Annotated in this window: 13 protein-coding genes; 2 read left to right on the forward strand and 11 right to left on the reverse strand. The window is 73.3% G+C overall.

The features are described from left to right. Positions 1-205: 205 nt before the first annotated feature. The 7 genes from galK to ABTY59_RS16910 form a co-directional block, all read right to left on the reverse strand. Positions 206-1345 (reverse strand): galactokinase, encoded by a 1140-nt coding sequence (galK, locus tag ABTY59_RS16880; protein ID WP_352019716.1) that lies wholly within the window; start codon positions 1343-1345, stop codon positions 206-208. Further along, positions 1342-2331, reverse strand: a complete 990-nt coding sequence (gene galE, locus ABTY59_RS16885; RefSeq protein ID WP_352019717.1) for a UDP-glucose 4-epimerase GalE — start codon at positions 2329-2331, stop codon at positions 1342-1344. Before galE ends, galK begins: the two co-directional genes overlap by 4 nt. Further along, positions 2328-3371 carry a galactose-1-phosphate uridylyltransferase gene (gene galT / locus ABTY59_RS16890; RefSeq protein WP_352019718.1) on the reverse strand — a complete coding sequence of 348 codons (1044 nt, stop codon included), beginning with the start codon at positions 3369-3371 and terminating at the stop codon, positions 2328-2330. Before galT ends, galE begins: the two co-directional genes overlap by 4 nt. 120 nt (positions 3372-3491) lie before the next feature. Next, the gene (locus ABTY59_RS16895) at positions 3492-4175 is read right to left on the reverse strand and encodes a helix-turn-helix transcriptional regulator (protein WP_352019907.1); all 684 of its coding nucleotides are present in this window, start codon (positions 4173-4175) and stop codon (positions 3492-3494) included. Positions 4176-4317: 142 nt separating this feature from the next. Next, positions 4318-6162, reverse strand: a complete 1845-nt coding sequence (locus tag ABTY59_RS16900; protein ID WP_352019719.1) for an outer membrane protein assembly factor BamB family protein — start codon at positions 6160-6162, stop codon at positions 4318-4320. 13 nt (positions 6163-6175) lie between these two features. Further along, on the reverse strand, positions 6176-8044 hold the full coding sequence (locus ABTY59_RS16905) for an outer membrane protein assembly factor BamB family protein (protein ID WP_352019720.1): 1869 nt from the start codon (positions 8042-8044) through the stop codon (positions 6176-6178). A gap of 139 nt (positions 8045-8183) precedes the next feature. Beyond that, positions 8184-9989: an ABC-F family ATP-binding cassette domain-containing protein gene (locus tag ABTY59_RS16910; protein ID WP_352019721.1), complete on the reverse strand. Its 1806-nt coding sequence runs from the start codon at positions 9987-9989 to the stop codon at positions 8184-8186. Positions 9990-10126: 137 nt separating this feature from the next. Here ABTY59_RS16910 and ABTY59_RS16915 point away from each other — a divergent pair, with 137 nt between their 5' ends. Continuing rightward, positions 10127-10741: a Uma2 family endonuclease gene (locus ABTY59_RS16915; protein ID WP_352019908.1), complete on the forward strand. Its 615-nt coding sequence runs from the start codon at positions 10127-10129 to the stop codon at positions 10739-10741. Here ABTY59_RS16915 and ABTY59_RS16920 read toward each other — a convergent pair. Beyond that, on the reverse strand, positions 10719-12008 hold the full coding sequence (locus ABTY59_RS16920) for an acyltransferase family protein (RefSeq protein ID WP_352019722.1): 1290 nt from the start codon (positions 12006-12008) through the stop codon (positions 10719-10721). The two genes, ABTY59_RS16915 and ABTY59_RS16920, sit on opposite strands and share 23 nt — an antisense overlap. A 231-nt stretch (positions 12009-12239) precedes the next feature. Here ABTY59_RS16920 and ABTY59_RS16925 point away from each other — a divergent pair, with 231 nt between their 5' ends. Beyond that, a complete protein-coding gene (locus tag ABTY59_RS16925; RefSeq protein ID WP_352019723.1) occupies positions 12240-13208 on the forward strand; it encodes an NHL repeat-containing protein in 969 nt (322 codons plus the stop codon). Between the two features lie 11 nt (positions 13209-13219). On the opposite strand, the gene ABTY59_RS16930 is transcribed toward ABTY59_RS16925, so the two are convergent. Genes ABTY59_RS16930 through ABTY59_RS16940 form a run of 3 tightly spaced genes read right to left on the reverse strand, consistent with a single transcriptional unit; the run spans position 13220 to position 16328 of the window. Further along, positions 13220-14113, reverse strand: coding sequence for a 4-(cytidine 5'-diphospho)-2-C-methyl-D-erythritol kinase (locus ABTY59_RS16930; protein WP_352019724.1), 894 nt, complete (start codon positions 14111-14113; stop codon positions 13220-13222). Beyond that, positions 14110-14997, reverse strand: a complete 888-nt coding sequence (gene rsmA, locus ABTY59_RS16935; protein WP_352019725.1) for a 16S rRNA (adenine(1518)-N(6)/adenine(1519)-N(6))-dimethyltransferase RsmA — start codon at positions 14995-14997, stop codon at positions 14110-14112. Before rsmA ends, ABTY59_RS16930 begins: the two co-directional genes overlap by 4 nt. Positions 14998-15053: 56 nt before the next feature. Further along, positions 15054-16328, reverse strand: a complete 1275-nt coding sequence (locus ABTY59_RS16940; protein ID WP_352019726.1) for a resuscitation-promoting factor — start codon at positions 16326-16328, stop codon at positions 15054-15056. Positions 16329-16394: the final 66 nt, after the last annotated feature.

The raw sequence follows: 16394 nt of genomic DNA on the forward strand, positions 1-16394 counted from the left end.
GGTACGGCGCCGGAGGCGGGTCCGTCGCGGGCACGGCCGCCGCCGTGCGTTGACTGTTACCCCGCTCCTGGCGCCGTACCCGACGGGTCTCGCCCCCTGAACAGCACCGGCCCCCACCGGCGCTGCCCCTCAGAGTAGGGGTGGGGCGCCGTGGCGGGGGCCGATTCGCGGAACTGTCCGAAGTCGTCGGAAAGCGATCGGTGATTCAGAGGCGGCGGGCGCCCGGCGACGGCACGGCCGGGAAGATCCCCGGGGCCGTGTACCCGGCCTCGGCGAAGGCCTTGCCGACGGCGGCGGAGACCGCCTCGCTGCGCGCGGTGTCGACGAGGACGACGGCCGAGCCGCCGAAGCCGCCGCCGGTCATCCGGGCGCCGAGCGCCCCGGCGGCGTTCGCCGCCTCGACGACGAGGTCCAGCTCGGGGCAGGAGACGCGCAGGTCGTCCCGGAGCGAGGCGTGGCCCTCGGTGAGGACCGGGCCGACGGCCCGGGTGTCGCCGGCGTCGAGCAGGGCGACGGTCCGCTCCACCCGGGCGTTGTCGGTGACGACGTGCCGCACGTACCGCCGCGTCGTCTCGTCGTGCAGACGTGCGAGCGCTTCGGACAGATGCGCGGCGGGCACTTCGCGCAGGGCGCGGACGCCGAGCGCCCGCGCACCCGCTTCACACCCGGCGCGCCGCTCGGCGTACGCGCCGTCTCCGAGCGCGTGCTTCACGCGGGTGTCGACGACGAGCAGCCGCAGCCCCTCACGGGCCAGGTCGAAGGGGACCTGACGGTACGAGAGGTCCCGGGTGTCCAGGTGGAGCGCGTGCCCCTCCTCGGCGCAGGCGGAGGCCATCTGGTCCATCACCCCGCAGGGCACGCCGACGAAGGCGTTCTCGGCGCGCTGGGCGAGCCGGGCCAGCGCGGGGCGGGAAAGACCGAGCCCGAACAGATCGTTCAGGGCCAGCGCGGTGACGACCTCCAGGGCCGCCGAGGAGGAGAGCCCGGCACCGGTCGGCACGGTCGAGGCGAGGTGGACGTCGGCCCCGCCGACCGGGTGTCCGGCCTCGCGCAGCGCCCAGACGACACCGGCCGGGTAGGACGCCCAGCCGCCGCCGGAGAGCGGTTCCAGGGTGTCGGCGTCCAGTTGGACCACGCCGCCGTCGACGTCGCCGGAGTGCAGGCGCAGCACGCCGTCGTCGCGGCGGGAGACGGCGGCGACGGTGGTGTGCGGCAGCGCGAGCGGCAGCACGAAGCCGTCGTTGAAGTCGGTGTACTCCCCGATCAGGTTGACCCGTCCGGGGGCGGCCCAGACACCGTCGGGAGCGGCGCCGTACAGCGCCTCGAAGTCGGCGGCGACGCTCACGCCCCTCCCTCCTGCCCGCGCAGACGCGCGAACGCCCAGGCGTCGGCGACGACATCGGCCAGGTCCGGGCGGGACGGCGTCCAGCCGAGGCGCTCGCGGGCGGTCTCGGCGGACGCGACCAGGACGGCGGGGTCGCCGGGGCGGCGCGCGGCGGTGATCTCGGGGACCGGGTGGCCGGTGACCTTGCGCACGGTCTCGACGACCTCGCGCACGGAGAAGCCGTTGCCGTTGCCGAGGTTGCAGATCAGGTGCTCCCCGGCCGGCACGGCGCCGTCGGTCATCGCGTCGAGCGCGAGGAGGTGGGCCCCGGCGAGGTCGGCGACGTGGATGTAGTCGCGGACGCAGGTGCCGTCCGGGGTCGGGTAGTCCTCGCCGTACACGGAGATCGCCTCGCGCAGGCCCAGGGCGACCTGGAGGACGAGCGGGATCAGATGGGACTCGGGCGCGTGCCGCTCGCCGAGCGGGCCGTGCGCCCCGGCCACGTTGAAGTAGCGCAGCGAGACGGCGGCCAGGCCGTGCGCGGCGCACTCGCCGCCGATCATGTGGTCGACGGCCAGCTTGCTCGCCCCGTACGGGCTGGTGGGCGCGGTCGGCGCGGCCTCGGTGATCGGCACGGTCTCCGGTTCGCCGTAGGTGGCGGCGGTGGAGGAGAAGACCAGCCGGCGGACCCCGGCGGCGCGCATCGCGCCGAGCAGGGCCATCGTGCCGCCGACGTTGTTCTCCCAGTACTTCTCGGGCCGGGCGACGGATTCGCCGACCTGGGAGAAGGCGGCGAAGTGCAGGACGCCGTCGAAGGAGCCGTCGAGCCACCGGGCGGCGTCCTGGACGCGGCCCTCGATGAACTCGGCGCCCTCGGGGACGGCTTCGGGGAATCCGGTGGAGAGGTCGTCGAGGACGGCGACCCGGTGGCCCCGCTCCAGGAGGTGGGCGGCGACCACGCTGCCCACATAACCCGCCCCGCCCGTGACCAGGTACTTCCGCGTCATGCGCTTGCCACCTCTCGGATGCGCCGGGCCGCGTCCTCCGGCCGGACGTCGTTCATGAAAGCGCCCATGCCGGACTCGGTGCCCGCGAGGAACTTCAGCTTGCCAGAGGCCCGTCGGACGGTGAAAAGCTCCAGGTGCAGTCCGAGGTCCTCGCGCCGTCCGTCCGTGAACGGCGCCTGGTGCCAGGCGGCGATGTAGGGCGTCGGCGGCTCGTCCGGGCCGAAGATCCGGTCGAAGCGCCTCAAGAGTTCCAGGTAGACCTGTGCGCACTCTGTGCGCTCCGCCGTGCCGAGGGCGAGCAGGTCGGGGACCCGGCGCTTGGGGTGGAGGTGGACCTCGTACGGCCAGCGGGCGGCGTACGGCACGAAGGCGATCCAGTGCGCGGTCTCCAGGACCACCCGCTCGCCGTCGGCCCGCTCCCGGGCGACGACGTCGTCGAAGAGGTTCCGGCCGGTCGCCGCGCGGTGCTCGTCGGCGCGCCGGCGCATGGCGGCGGTCCGGGGCGTGACGTAGGGGAAGGCGTAGATCTGGCCGTGGGCGTGGGGCAGGGTGACGCCGATCTCCGCGCCCCGGTTCTCGAAGCAGTAGACCTGCTCGACGCCGGGAAGCGCGGAGAGTGCGGCGGTGCGGTCGGTCCAGGCGTCGAGGACGAGCGCGGCGCGCTCCTCGGTGAGGTCGGCGAAGGAGTCCGTGTGGTCGTCGGTGAAGCAGACGACCTCGCAGCGGCCGACGCCGCCGGAGAGGGAGGGGAAGCGGTTCTCGAAGACCGCCACCTCGTATCCCTCCTCGGGGATCTCGCTCTCCCGGCCGTCCCTGGCGGGGCAGAGCGGGCAGGCGTCGGCCGGCGGGAGGTAGGTGCGGGCCTGGCGGTGCGAGGCGACGGTGACGGGGTCGCCGGTGAGCTCGTCGTACCGGATCTCGGAGCGGGAGTCGACGGGGGTGAGGGGGCGCGGGTCGACGGCGGTGCGGACGGTGTCGTCGCGCGTGTCGTAGTAGATCAGCTCGCGCCCGTCGGCGAGCGTGGTGACGGTCTTCTTCACGGGGGCGGACCTCCGGGCAGGATCAAACAGAACCACGCACAAAGAACCACAATCAAACACCGCAGTCAACGCCGGACCCGGCCGGGGCGCCCTGCGCCCCCACCTCGGCACCTCAGGAACTCACCAGGGCCGCCGCTGCCCCGGCACCGCACGGTCGAGCAGCCCCGTCCGGGCCGCGAGCGCCGCCGCCTCCAGCCGCGAACCGACCCCCAGCTTCATCAGCACCCGCTGCACGTGCGTCCGGGCCGTGCTCGGCGCGATCCCCATCCCCGCCGCGATCAGCCGCGTGTCCTCGCCCTCCGCGACCCGCACGAGCACCTCCACCTCCCGGTGGGTGAGCAGCCGCAGCAGGCGCTGCGCCTCGTCGTCCGGCTGCTCCGAGGGGTGCAGCAGCTCCGCGAAGGCCCCCTGGAGCAGCTGCGGCGCCACCGCCGCCTCCCCCGCGCGCGCCTTCACCAGGGCGCGCTCGACGCCCTCGATCCGCTCGTCGTGGCGCACGTACCCCGAGGCCCCGGCCGCGAACGCCGCCGCGATCCCGCGCGGCGACGGAACGGGACCGAGCACCACCACGGCCACCTGCGGCCGCTCGCGCTTGATCCGTACGACCGGGTCGAAGGCCCCCGGCGCGTCCGGCGCCGCCGTGCCCAGGAGGCAGACCTCCGGCGCCCGGCCCACCACCAGCTCCGCGGCCCCCGCCACCGGCGCGGCCGCCGCGAGCACCCGGTGCCCGCGCAGCTTCAGCGCCGAGGCGAGCGCCTCCGCGAGCAGGCGGTGGTCGTCCACCACCACGAGGCGTACGCCCATCCCGGTCATCCCCCCTCCTCCTGGCCGTCCGGACGCCCCGTCGGCCTGACCCGGCAAGCTACACGCTCCCCCGCCCCGGCCGCCGACATGCGCGTGGGCCCCTCCGGATCACCGGAGGGGCCCACAGCGGTCTGGCGGGTCGTCAGCGCGCGACGGCGAAGGAGGCGATCAGGTACTCCTTGATGTCGTTCGGGGACGCGTTCTCCCTGGGCTTGCTCACCAGCGTCGCCGAGATGAAGAACCGGCCGTCCCGGTAGAGGAGTTCGGCGCCGTTGAGGCTGAAGCTCGACTCCGGGCTGTCGAGCGACTTGTTCGCCGGGTTCTCCAGGAGGAGCGTCTCCTTCATCGTGCCGCCGTCCACGGAGACGATCCGGCCGCCCTGCCCGTACGGGGGCTCCTTGTAGACGATGAGGTTGCCGCCGTCCATCCGCAGCGGGACGAAGGTGTACTTGTCGCCGGCGTCGGCCTTCTCCGGCACGGTGCGTCCGGTGGTCAGGTCGAAGGCGATGATCTCGTTGGTCTCGTCGCCGTACTCTCCGGTGCTGCCCTCGTGCTCCTCGGTCGGCACGTACAGCCGGCCGTTGCCGACGAGCGCCTTGCTGCAGGACTCGACCTCGGTCGGGCGGCAGCGGGCCGCGTACTGGTCGGGGTCCGCCGTGATCTTCGCCTTCAGCTTCCCGCTCTTCTCGTCGATCGAGAAGAAGTCCGTGATGCCGCTGCCGTCACCGGCGCTGTCGCCGATGTCGGTCGCGACGACCAGCGGCTTCGTGGAGACGACGGAGGCGTACTTCACGCCGGTCGGCATCTTGAACTGGGAGAGCGGGGCGCCCGTCATCGGGTTGATGGGCTGGATCGTCACGCTCGGGCTGTCGTACTGCCCGCACTTGCGGACCGCGACGAGGGCCTCGCCGCCGCCGTACCCCATGTCGTAGCAGTTCTGGTCGTTGGCCTGCGGCTTCCAGCGCGGGTTGCCGTTCGCCAGGTCGAAGGCGGCGCCGCCGTCGGTGCCGCCGGCCGCGACGGTCGCCCCGCTCAGCGTGACCTCGTTGAACCGGGCCTTCTGGTCGCCGGCGTTGCCACCGGTGACCGAGGTCGACCACAGCAGCTTGCCGGTGTTCAGGTCGACCACGCCGACCTCGGTGCACGGCTGGTAGTACCGCGGCGCGACCCGCTTGGTGGCCTCGAAGAGGATCGGCGCCTTGTTGTCGGCCGTGATGTGGCGCGAGGCGCCGCAGACCTGACCGGTCAGCGGCAGCGTCCACAGGACGCCGCCCTTGTCGGGGTCGTAGCCCACCAGCGAGTTGACGCCGGGCTTCACGAACGCCTTGTCCGTGATCCACGAACCGGAGACGTCGGTGATGTCCGAGACCTTCGGCTCCGTGACCTGGAAGGCGAGCTTCGCCTTGGTGTCCGCCGGGACCTTCTCCTTGCCTCCCCCGCCGAGCCCGTTGCCGCCCGTGCTCCCGCCGCCCGTCGAGCCCTGCGAGGTGCCGCCCGTGTTCTTCGCCTCGTCGCCGCCGTCACCGCCGGAGTTGGCGTACCAGATGCCGACGCCGACGATCAGGACGACGGCGACGACCGCGGCGATGACGATCTGCAGCTGCGCCGACAGCTTCTTCCCGCCGCCGGGGGCCGGAGGCGGGGTGGGCTGGGCGTAACCGCCGTACTGCGGCTGCTGCGGCTGCGTCGGATAGCCGTACGCCGGAGGCTGCTGGGGCTGCTGGTAGCCGCCGTAAGGCTGCTGCTGCGGCTGCTGCGGCGCGGTCGGATAGCCGTACGCGGGAGGCTGCTGCTGCGGGTAGCCGTAGCCGGGCTCCGGCGCCGGCGGCTGCGCCGGGTAGCCGTACCCCTGGTCCGGCTGGGTCGGCGGCTGCTGCGGATAGCCGTACCCCGGCTCCGGCTGCTGCGGGGGCGGGGGCGTCGGCGCGCCGAAGCCGCCCTGCGGGTCCGGGGGCTGGTTCGGCGGGGGCGGGGGTGGCTGCGTCATCGGACCAGGTACCTCACTTGCTGAAGGCCATCATCGTCTTGACCTGCATCTCTTCCTTGTCGTTGAGGGCCGACACCCGCCCGGACGCCACCACGAAGGTGCCGCTGCCGTACGCGTAGCGCGCGCTGTAGAAGTTGCTCTCGATCTCGGCCGTGGACGCCGGGTGCTGGAGCACGATCTTCGGCGCACCGCCGGTCGGCGCGAGCGTCGCGACGGCGCCGCCCTTGTCGTACGAGGGGGCCACGTACAGCAGGAGGTCGGCACCCTCCATGCGCAGCGGGGTCATCTTGCGGCCCTCGGGCGCCTTGGCGCGCCACTTCGCCTTGCCGGTGTTCAGGTCGAAGGCGACGACCTCGTTCGTCTTGCCGTAGTCGACGTCGGTCGACATGTAGAAGGTGTTCGCGTCGGCCGCGACGCCGGTGCAGCCCTGGAGGTTCTTGCCGAAGATGACGAAGCTGCCGCCGCACGAGGGGTCGAAGCTGTCCTTGCCGCCCTGGATCTGCGAGCGGAGCTTGCCGTTGGCGTCGAGCGAGAAGATGGACCACTTCTTCTGCTCGCGCTGGGTGGCCGAGACGACCAGCGGGTCGACCGAGAAGACCTTGTCGACCTCCCAGTTCGCCTCCAGCTGGAAGGTGTACTTCGGCTTGCCCGTGGCGGGGTCGACCTGGCCGACCGCCTGGACCTTCTTCGTCGTGCTGCCCGACGGGCAGTCCATGGCGGCGATCAGCTTGCTGCCGCCCGCGTAGGCGAAGGGCTTGCAGCCGGTGGTGGCGCCCGTGAACAGCTGGTGCCCGTCGGCCATCGAGAAGCCGTACGCGCTGCTGGAGCCGGCCGCGGTGACCGTGTTGCCGCTGATGGCCAGGGTGTTGTCGGAGAACGCGAAGAGGCCCGTCGCCTTCGGGACGGCCTTCTTCCAGCCGGCCTTGCCGGTCTTGAGGTCGATCTTCTGCAGCTGGGTGCACTTGGCGCCGTCCTTGGCGCTCTCGGCGTAGCCGAAGACCATCGAACCGTCGGCGCCGGGCTCCGGCGGGGCCGCGCACAGCACGAACGGCAGGTCGACGTGCCACTTGGGCTTGCCGTCGGAGAGACCGTAACCGTCGACGCCCTTGTACATCGCCTTGACGACGGTGTCCCCGACGATCCACGGGCCGAAGGAGTCGGAGCCGTTGCGGGGCAGGTCGACGTTGTTCTTCAGCAGCCAGGCGGCCTTCGCCTCGCCGGCCTGGCGGCCCGCGTTCAGGTCGTCCTCGCCGTTCCCCCCGTCGCCCGAACCGTCGCCCTGGTCCACCGACTCGGTGGGCTTCGGCGCTGCGGTGGCCGTGGCGGTGGGCTGGGCGACCGGGTCCTTCTCGTCGTCGTCCCCGCCGACGACGGCCCAGGTCGTGACGGCGGCGACCAGGACGGCCGCGGCGGCCACGCCGGCCACGATTCCGGTGCGGCCCTTGAACGGACCGCCGCCACCGGGGCCCTGGGGCGGGGTGGGGGCGCCGCCCTGGTACATGGGCTGGGTGGGGTAGCCGCCGTAGGGGTTCTGCTGCTGACCGTACGGGCCGGGCTGGCCGGGCTGGCCGGGCTGGCCCTGCTGCGGGTAGCCGTAGGGCTGCGGCGTCGGCTGACCGTACGGACCGGGCTGGCCGTACGGACCCGACTGCGGGGCCTGGCCCGGCTGGCCGTACGGGGGCTGCTGCGGGGCCTGGCCCGGCTGGCCGTACGGAGGCTGCTGCGGGTAGCCGTAACCGGGCTGCGGGCCGGGCGGGGTCTGCGGCGCCTGCGGCGGGACCGGCGGAGCCTGCGGCGGGACGGGCGGAACGGCCGGGCCCTGGTTCGGGTCCTGGGGGGCTCCGAAGCCCCCCGGCGGCTGGTTGCTGGGCGGCTGGGTCATGAGCGGTTTCCCCCTTGACGTGAACGGGTTTTCTTTCTACCACTCACGCGATGGCGCAAAAGCGACCGGTCCGCCCCTTGTACCCAAGGGAGGACCGGCCTGTGATGCCCTCGTTATGCGCCCGTGCGCGGCTCGCCGCCTACGCGTCCTCGGCCAGCTCCAGCCAGCGCATCTCCAATTCCTCGCGCTCCCCGGCGAGTTCCCGCAGCTCCGCGTCGAGCTTCGCCACCTTCTCGAAGTCGGTGGCGTTGTCGGCGATCTGCGCGTGCAGCTTCGCCTCCTTGTCGGAGAGCTTGTCGAGCTGGCGCTCGACCTTCTGCAGCTCCTTCTTGGCGGCGCGCGCGTCGGCGGCGGAGACGCCCGGCTTCGCCTGCGCGGGCGCGGCGGCGGCTACGGGGGCCGCCGCCTCGATCATCTTCCGGCGGCGCTCCAGGTACTCGTCGATGCCGCGCGGCAGCATCCGCAGGGTCTTGTCTCCGAGCAGCGCGAGCGTCCTGTCCGTGGTGCGCTCGATGAAGAACCGGTCGTGGGAGATCACGACCATGGAGCCCGGCCAGCCGTCGAGGAGGTCCTCCAGCTGGGTCAGGGTCTCGATGTCGAGGTCGTTGGTGGGCTCGTCGAGGAAGAGGACGTTCGGCTCGTCCATCAGCAGCCGGAGCAGCTGGAGGCGGCGGCGCTCGCCACCGGAGAGGTCGCCGACGGGCGTCCACTGCTTCTCCTTGGAGAAGCCGAACTGCTCGCAGAGCTGACCGGCGGTCATCTCGCGGCCCTTGCCGAGGTCCACGCGGTCGCGGATCTGCTGGACGGCCTCCAGGACGCGCAGCGTGGCGGGGAGTTCGGTGACGTCCTGCGAGAGGTAGGCGAGCCGGACGGTCTTGCCGACGACGATCCGGCCGGCGGCGGGCTGCTTCTCGCCCTGGCTGACGGCCGCTTCGGCGAGCGCGCGCAGGAGTGAGGTCTTGCCCGCACCGTTGACGCCGACAAGGCCGATGCGGTCGCCGGGGCCGAGCTGCCAGGTGAGGTGCTTGAGCAGCTCCTTGGGCCCTGCGGTGACGGACACGTCCTCCAGGTCGAAGACGGTCTTGCCGAGGCGGGCGTTGGCGAACTTCATCAGCTCGGAGGTGTCGCGCGGCGGCGGCACGTCGGCGATCAGCTCGTTCGCGGCCTCGATGCGGTAGCGGGGCTTGGAGGTGCGGGCGGGGGCGCCGCGCCGCAGCCAGGCCAGCTCCTTGCGCATCAGGTTCTGCCGCTTGGCCTCCTCCGTGGCGGCGATCCGCTCGCGCTCGGCACGGGCGAAGACGTAGTCGGAGTAGCCGCCCTCGTACTCGTGCACGTCTCCGCGCTGCACGTCCCACATGCGGGTGCAGACCTGGTCGAGGAACCAGCGGTCGTGGGTGACGCAGACGAGCGCCGAGCGGCGGTTCTGGAGGTGCTCGGCGAGCCAGGCGATGCCCTCGACGTCGAGGTGGTTGGTGGGCTCGTCGAGGACGATCAGGTCCTGGTCCTCGATGAGGAGCTTGGCGAGCGCGATGCGCCGCCGCTCGCCGCCGGAGAGCGGGCCGATGACGGTGTCGAGGCCCTGCTCGAAGCCGGGCAGGTCGAGCCCGCCGAAGAGCCCGGTGAGCACGTCGCGGATCTTGGCGCTGCCGGCCCACTCGTGGTCGGCCATGACGCCGATGACCTCGTGCCGGATGGTGGCCTTCGGGTCGAGGGAGTCGTGCTGGGTGAGCACGCCGAGGCGGAGCCCGCCGCTGTGGGTGACCCGGCCGGTGTCGGCCTCCTCCAGCTTGGCGAGCATCCGGATGAGGGTGGTCTTGCCGTCGCCGTTGCGTCCGACGACCCCGATCCGGTCCCCCTCGGAGACCCCGAGCGAGACCCCGTCGAGCAGGGCACGGGTGCCGTACACCTTGCTGACGTTCTCGACATTGACCAGGTTGACGGCCACGTTGACTCCTGTACGGGGTGATCGATCGATGTCCAGAGTAGACGGTGGGGCGGCCGGTCACTCTTTGTGATGACGTGATCGGGATCCGGCGGCTACCGTGGACGTCAGGCCGAAGAATCCCGTCCATGGGAGGAACCATGACCGCCGAGCCGACGACCAGGCCGACTGCTGAGCAGTCGGCGGCTCCCGCATGGCCGGTGCCGCCCAGCGAGGGCTGGACGGTGGACGACCTGCACACGCTGCCCGGCCTCCCGCCGCACACCGAGTTGATCGACGGGAGCCTGGTCTTCGTAAGTCCGCAGCGTCGTTTCCACAGCGCGATGATCTTCCTGCTCCGGACGGGGCTGCGGATCAGCGCTCCACCGGAACTCAGGGTGGACAGCGAGATGACCGTCGTCATCAATCGCGGCAACGCTCCCGAACCTGACGTCCTCGTCGTCCGCAAGGAGGCCCTGCGGGGCCCGACACAGACGTCCTACCCGGTCGCCGACGTCGTCCTGGCTGTCGAGGTCGTCTCGCCCGACTCCGAGTCCAGGGACCACGACACCAAGCCAGGCAAGTACGCGGCGGCGGGAATCGAGCACTTCTGGCTCGTCGACATGGAAGGCGAGGACAACCACCCGGTCGTACGCGTCTACGAGCGCGACCCCGTCACCAGGACGTACACCTGCACCGGTGTCCACCGTGACCGGCTGAAGCTCGCGGCGCCCTTCCCCATCGACATCGATCTCAGCGAGTTCGACGCAATCTAGGCCGTTCCACGAGGAGCCACCCCACGAGGGCCATCGCCACAGCCACCGGGGCCGTCACCCGGACCGCGATCAGCGTGGCCGCGTGGCCCTCCAGGAGCCCGCCGAGGCCGGTCATCGAGAGCCCGAGGATCCCGATGAGCGCCAGCGCGATCCCGAGGGCGGCGAGCGGCGTGGAACCCCCCTGCGTACGCACCGGAACCGGCGCCTCGAAGCGGCGGAAGGCGGCCACCAGCAGCGCCGTGAGGAGGCCCGCCGCGAGGAAGCGGAGGGGAACCTGCGCCCACCAGGCGCCGCTCGCCGGGGCGGGCAGCTCCGCACCGAGGCCGAGCATCGCCCCGTACACCCCCAGCATCGCCGTCAGGTGCCAGAGGAACGCCGTCATCGCGATCCCGTTCGCGGCGACCACCGCACGCCACACGGAGGCGCGGGCCACCAGGCGCGCCCCGGGGCCCCGGAGCAGCTCCACCGCGCCGACCAGCCACAGGCCGTGGCAGAGCAGGGCGAGGGTCGGCGGGGCCATGTTGGAGACCTTCTCGCCGGGCATCCCCACCATCGACAGCGGATACGGCCCGAGGGCGACGAGCGCGGTCGCGCCGAGCAGGCCCGCCCCGGCGAGCACGGCGGGCCGGCGGATCATGCCGTCGGCGCGGAGGAAGCCGAGCTGATGGACCGCGAGCCACACGAACCCGAAGTTCAGGAACTCGACGAAAGGCACGTCCGCCGCGAAGCGCAGCACGTCCACGGCGGCCGCCCCGCCGGCGAGCACCGCGAAGGCGCCCCACCCCCACCGCTCGTGCAGCCGCAGCAGCGGCGGCGTGAACGCCACCATCGCCAGGTAGATCCCGATGAACCACAGCGGCTGGGTGACGAGCCGCAGCGCGACCCCGGTGAGCCCCCCGTCGGCGCCGGACAGCTGCAGCACGAGTGCCGCCGCGCCCCACACCCCGACGAACACCATCGTCGGCCGCAGCAGCCGCTGGAGCCGGGCCCGCAGGAAGGCCGCGTACCGCGGGCGCGAGCGGTGGGCGAGGGCGTGCGAGAAGCCGCCGACGAAGAAGAACACCGGCATCACCTGGAACACCCAGGTCACCGCCTGGAGTTCCGGCACGACCGCGAGCAGGTTGCCCACCTGGCCGTCGGCGGTGACGGCCGCCATCAGCCAGTGGCCGAGGACGACGACCGCGAGCGAGGCGACCCGGAGCAGATCGACGTACCGGTCCCGCGACGCCGGCGTGGCGGCGGCGAGTTCACGCGCGCTGATTCCCATACGGGCACGGTCCCGCGCCCGCCCCACCGGCCGTCAGCGCGCGGATACTCAACCGGCGGCTGAGTACGGGGCGCGGCGACCGTCGGCGCGCGCCCCCCGTCCACCACCGGGCTCACTGCCAACCGGCCCCATGCCGTCGGCCACGCGGGCGACCTCCCGGCCACGGCTGCCCGGGTCTTCCGCCCGGGAACCGCGAGCCTCTCCTCAGACCGCCCTTCCGAGGAGAGACCCTTGCCCAGACACCCGCGCCTGGCCGCCGTCGTGACCGCCACCGCCGCCCTCGGCGCCCTCGCCGCCGGCCCCGCGTCGGCCGGCGATCCGGCCGTCACCGATCCCCGCGTCGTCGCCCACTTCGACTTCGCCGCCGGCGAGACGCCGGAGAACATCGCGCTGGAGCCCGACGGTTCCGCCGACCTGACCTTCGCCTTCGCCCACAGGGTCGTCCGCGTCACCCGGCAGGGCGTCACGACGCCCGTCGCCACCCTGCCCGACGTGCCGGGCGGGCACTCGCCCGTCGGAGGGCCCGTCGCCTCCGGGATCGCCCGCGCCCACGACGGCACGCTGTACGTCAACTACGTCACCGGCACGAAGGAGACGGGCGTCTGGCGCATCGCGCCCGGCGGGGGCGCGCCGGAGCAGATCGGCTTCTTCCCGGCGGACTCCTTCCCCAACGGGCTCGCCCTCGACGAGAAGTGCGACACCCTCTACGCGGCCGACACGGGCCTCGGCAGGGTGTGGAGCCTGCCGGTGACCGGCGGCGAGCCCACGGTGTGGGCCACCGGGGCCGCGCTCGAACCCACCGTCGAGATCCCCTTCGGCGCCAACGGCCTCAAGGTCCACCACGGAGCCGTGTGGGTGTCCAACACCGCCCAGTCGACCCTGCTGCGCATCCCCGTCCGGGAGGACCGGACCGCCGGCCCGATCGAGACCCGGGCGACCGGGCTGAACTTCATCGACGACTTCGCCTTCACCGGACACGGCGACACGGTCCTCGCCGCGCTGATCATGGACGACACGCTGGAACTCGTACGGCCCGACGGCACCCACAAGCCCGTCCTCACGGCGGCGGACGGCCTCGACAACCCGACGTCCGCGGCGGTGCGCGCCAAGTCCGTCTACGTTCCCAGCGCGGCCTACTTCACCACCCCGGACCCGGACCCGAACCTGCTCCTGGCGCGGATCTCGAAGAACAAGCTCTAGACGCACACGCTCTAGAGGACGGCCGCGCCCGGCGCCGGGGACGTCGTCGTGCGGGCCGTGCGGCAGGTGCCGGAGGCGACGAGGGCGGCGGCGACCGTCTCCGCCGCCTCCGCGTCCTTCACCAGGAACGCCGTCGTCGGCCCCGAGCCGGAGACCAGCGCGGCCAGCGCGCCCGCCTCGGTGCCGGCCGCCAGGGTCGCGGCGAGCGAGGGCCGCAGCGACAGCGCCGCGGCCTGGAGGTCGTTGGCGAGGGTCGCGGCGAGGGCGGTGGTGTCACCGCTCGCCAGGGCGTCCAGGAGTGCCGGGGACGCGGCCGGCTCGGGGACCTCGACGCCCTCGGCGAGCCGGTCGAACTCCCCGTACACGGCCGGGGTCGACAGCCCGCCGTCGGCGACGGCGAACACCCAGTGGAAGGTGCCCCCGACCGGCAGCGCCGTCAGCCTCTCGCCGCGCCCGGTGCCGAGCGCCGCGCCGCCGACCAGGCTGAACGGCACGTCCGAGCCGAGCTCGGCGCAGATCTCCAGGAGCACCTCACGGGGCGTCCCGAGACCCCACAGCTCGTCGCAGGCGAGCAGCGCGCCCGCGCCGTCCGCGCTTCCGCCCGCCATGCCGCCGGCGACCGGGATGTCCTTCTTGATGTGCAGGTGCACGTCCGGCGAGATGCCGTGCCGGGCGGCGAGCAGCTCGGCGGCGCGCGCGGCGAGGTTGGTGCGGTCCAGCGGCACCTTGTCGGCGTCGGGGCCCTCGCAGGTGATCGTCAGCCCGTCGGCGGGCGCCGCCGTGACCTCGTCGTACAGGGAGACGGCGAGGAAGACGTTCGCCAGGTCGTGGAAGCCGTCGGGGCGGGCCGCGCCGACCGCGAGCTGGACGTTGACCTTGGCCGGGACACGTACGGTCACGCTCACCGCTGCTCCGCCTCCTGCTTGTTCTCCGCGATCCGCGCGAACTCCTCCACCGTCAGCGACTCGCCCCGTGCCTGCGGCGAGATCCCGGCCTTCACCAGGGCCTCCTCCGCCGCCGCCGGCGAACCGGCCCAGGTCGCGAGGGCCGCGCGCAGGGTCTTGCGGCGCTGCGCGAAGGCCGCGTCGACGACCGCGAAGACCTCCCGCCGGGTGGCGGTGGTCGCGAGGGGCTCGGTGCGGCGCACCAGGGACACGAGCCCGGAGTCCACGTTCGGCGCGGGCCAGAACACGTTGCGGCCGATGGCCCCGGCGCGCTTGACCTCCGCGTACCAGTTGGCCTTGACGGAGGGGACGCCGTAGACCTTGTTCCCGGGCTTCGCGGCGAGCCGGTCGGCGACCTCGGCCTGGACCATGACGAGGGTCCGCTCGATGGTCGGGAACCGCTCCAGCATGTGCAGCAGGACGGGCACCGCCACGTTGTACGGAAGGTTCGCCACGAGGGCGGTCGGCGGCGGGCCCGGCAGCTCCTCGACCAGCATCGCGTCGGAGTGCACGAGCGCGAAGCGGTCGGCGCGGGCCGGCATGCGGGCGGCGATCGTGGCGGGCAGCGCGGCGGCGAGCACGTCGTCGATCTCGACGGCCGTCACGCGGTCGGCGGCCTCCAGGAGGGCCAGGGTGAGGGAGCCGAGTCCCGGGCCCACCTCCACGACCACGTCCTCGGGCCGCACCTCGGCCGTGCGGACGATCCGCCGGACGGTGTTGGCGTCGATGACGAAGTTCTGGCCCTTCTGCTTCGTGGGGCGCACGCCGAGGGCGGCGGCCAGCTCACGGATGTCGGCGGGGCCGAGGAGGGCGTCGGGGCTTTCGGGGCCGGTGGTGGTGCTCACCGGTACAGCCTACGGGGCCCCGGTGGGGCGGACCTACGCCTCACCGGTGCGGCCCCTCAGCGGTAGAGCCGCCGCCCGCAGTGCGGCCAGGGGCTCGCGCCCCGCTGCACGTACAGCTTCTTCGCGCGGAAGGTCTGCTCGGCGGCGGACGCGTTCTGCGCGGTGCCGCTGCCGCCGAGGGACCGCCAGGTGCCGGGGTCGAACTGGTAGAGCCCGCCGTACGTCCCCGAGGGGTCGACCGCGTTCGGACGGCCGCCGGACTCGCAGGCGGCCAGGGCGCCCCAGTCGAGGCCGTCGGCGCCGGCGACGGAGGTGGGCAGCGGCCGGGTGCCGACCCGGACCGTGCGGCTGACGGGCTCGCGGACGATCTCCTCGCCGGTCCTGCGCGGCCGCTGCCTGACGCCGTTGACCGTGCGCAGGCTGTACGTGACGCGGCGGACGCCCGGGACGCCCTGCCGTTCGACGACCTCGGTGCCGGCGAAGATCCCGGGGTCGCGGACGCGCTCGACGGCATACGGGACGGACTCCTCCCGCACCTGCCGGGAGCCGGTGATCCGCAGCACGTTCACCGTCTGTCCGTCGCGGGGGAAGGAGTCGGCGGGCACCGAGGTGGTGTCCTGTCCCGACAGGGTGATCCCGGCCTCGGCGAGGGCCTCCCGGACGGTGGCCGCGTTCGTGCGGACCGTCCGCTCCCGTCCGTCGGCCAGGAAGGTGACGGCCCGCTCGGTGCGCACGTCGAGGGCGAGGCCCTGGCGGGAGATCGCGGCGCCGCGGGACGCCGACAGATAGGCGCCCTCCGCGCGCACCCCGAGCTGGCGCAGCGCCCCCTCGACGGTCTCGGCGGTCGTCCACACCTGGCGGCGCTGCCCGTCGAGGGTGAGGGCGACCGGCCGCCCGTACCGGACGACGACCTCGGCGCCGCTGACCAGGGCCTCGCCGGGGGCGGGGGCCACGATGTCGTGGTCGCCGACGGCGACGCCCTCGTCGGCGAGGAGCTCGCGGACGTCGTCGGCGAAGGTGTGGAGGGTGCGCGGGACGCCGTCGACGGACAGCTCGACGGACTTGTCGTCGGCGACGAAGGCGCTGGTGCCGCCGGCCAGGAAGGCGACGACGAGGGCCTGCGGGACGAGGCGCCGCAGGCCCTCGCCCGTGCCGCCGGACGCCTTCCGGCGGCGGGCGGCCCGGCGGGCTCCGGCGCGGGAGCCCTGTCCGGGGACGGTGGCGGCCTCGGGCACGACGAGGGGCGCCGTCTGCGTCGGCTGCTCGTGTACGGGCAGGGTCGCGGCCGCGCCCCGCCGTCCGGCTCGGTGACTGCCCTGGGAAGTGCTCACGAGGCCGGGACCCTAGCCCCGACCGTCGTCACTCCGCCGATCGACCCGGCTACGATGCGTAACCGT

Origin of the sequence: Streptomyces sp. NPDC096079 (genome assembly GCF_040303145.1) — a bacterium.
Taxonomy (GTDB): Bacteria; Actinomycetota; Actinomycetes; order Streptomycetales; family Streptomycetaceae; genus Streptomyces.

What these genes read in the sequence shown, in the direction of transcription:
- ABTY59_RS16905 (WP_352019720.1), bottom strand. Translation starts at nt 8,044, where the DNA reads ATGACCCAGCCGCCCAGCAACCAGCCGCCGGGGGGCTTCGGAGCCCCC.
- ABTY59_RS16920 (WP_352019722.1), bottom strand. Translation starts at nt 12,008, where the DNA reads ATGGGAATCAGCGCGCGTGAACTCGCCGCCGCCACGCCGGCGTCGCGG.
- ABTY59_RS16900 (WP_352019719.1), bottom strand. Translation starts at nt 6,162, where the DNA reads ATGACGCAGCCACCCCCGCCCCCGCCGAACCAGCCCCCGGACCCGCAG.
- ABTY59_RS16895 (WP_352019907.1), bottom strand. Translation starts at nt 4,175, where the DNA reads ATGGGCGTACGCCTCGTGGTGGTGGACGACCACCGCCTGCTCGCGGAG.
- ABTY59_RS16915 (WP_352019908.1), top strand. Translation starts at nt 10,127, where the DNA reads ATGACCGCCGAGCCGACGACCAGGCCGACTGCTGAGCAGTCGGCGGCT.
- galE (WP_352019717.1), bottom strand. Translation starts at nt 2,331, where the DNA reads ATGACGCGGAAGTACCTGGTCACGGGCGGGGCGGGTTATGTGGGCAGC.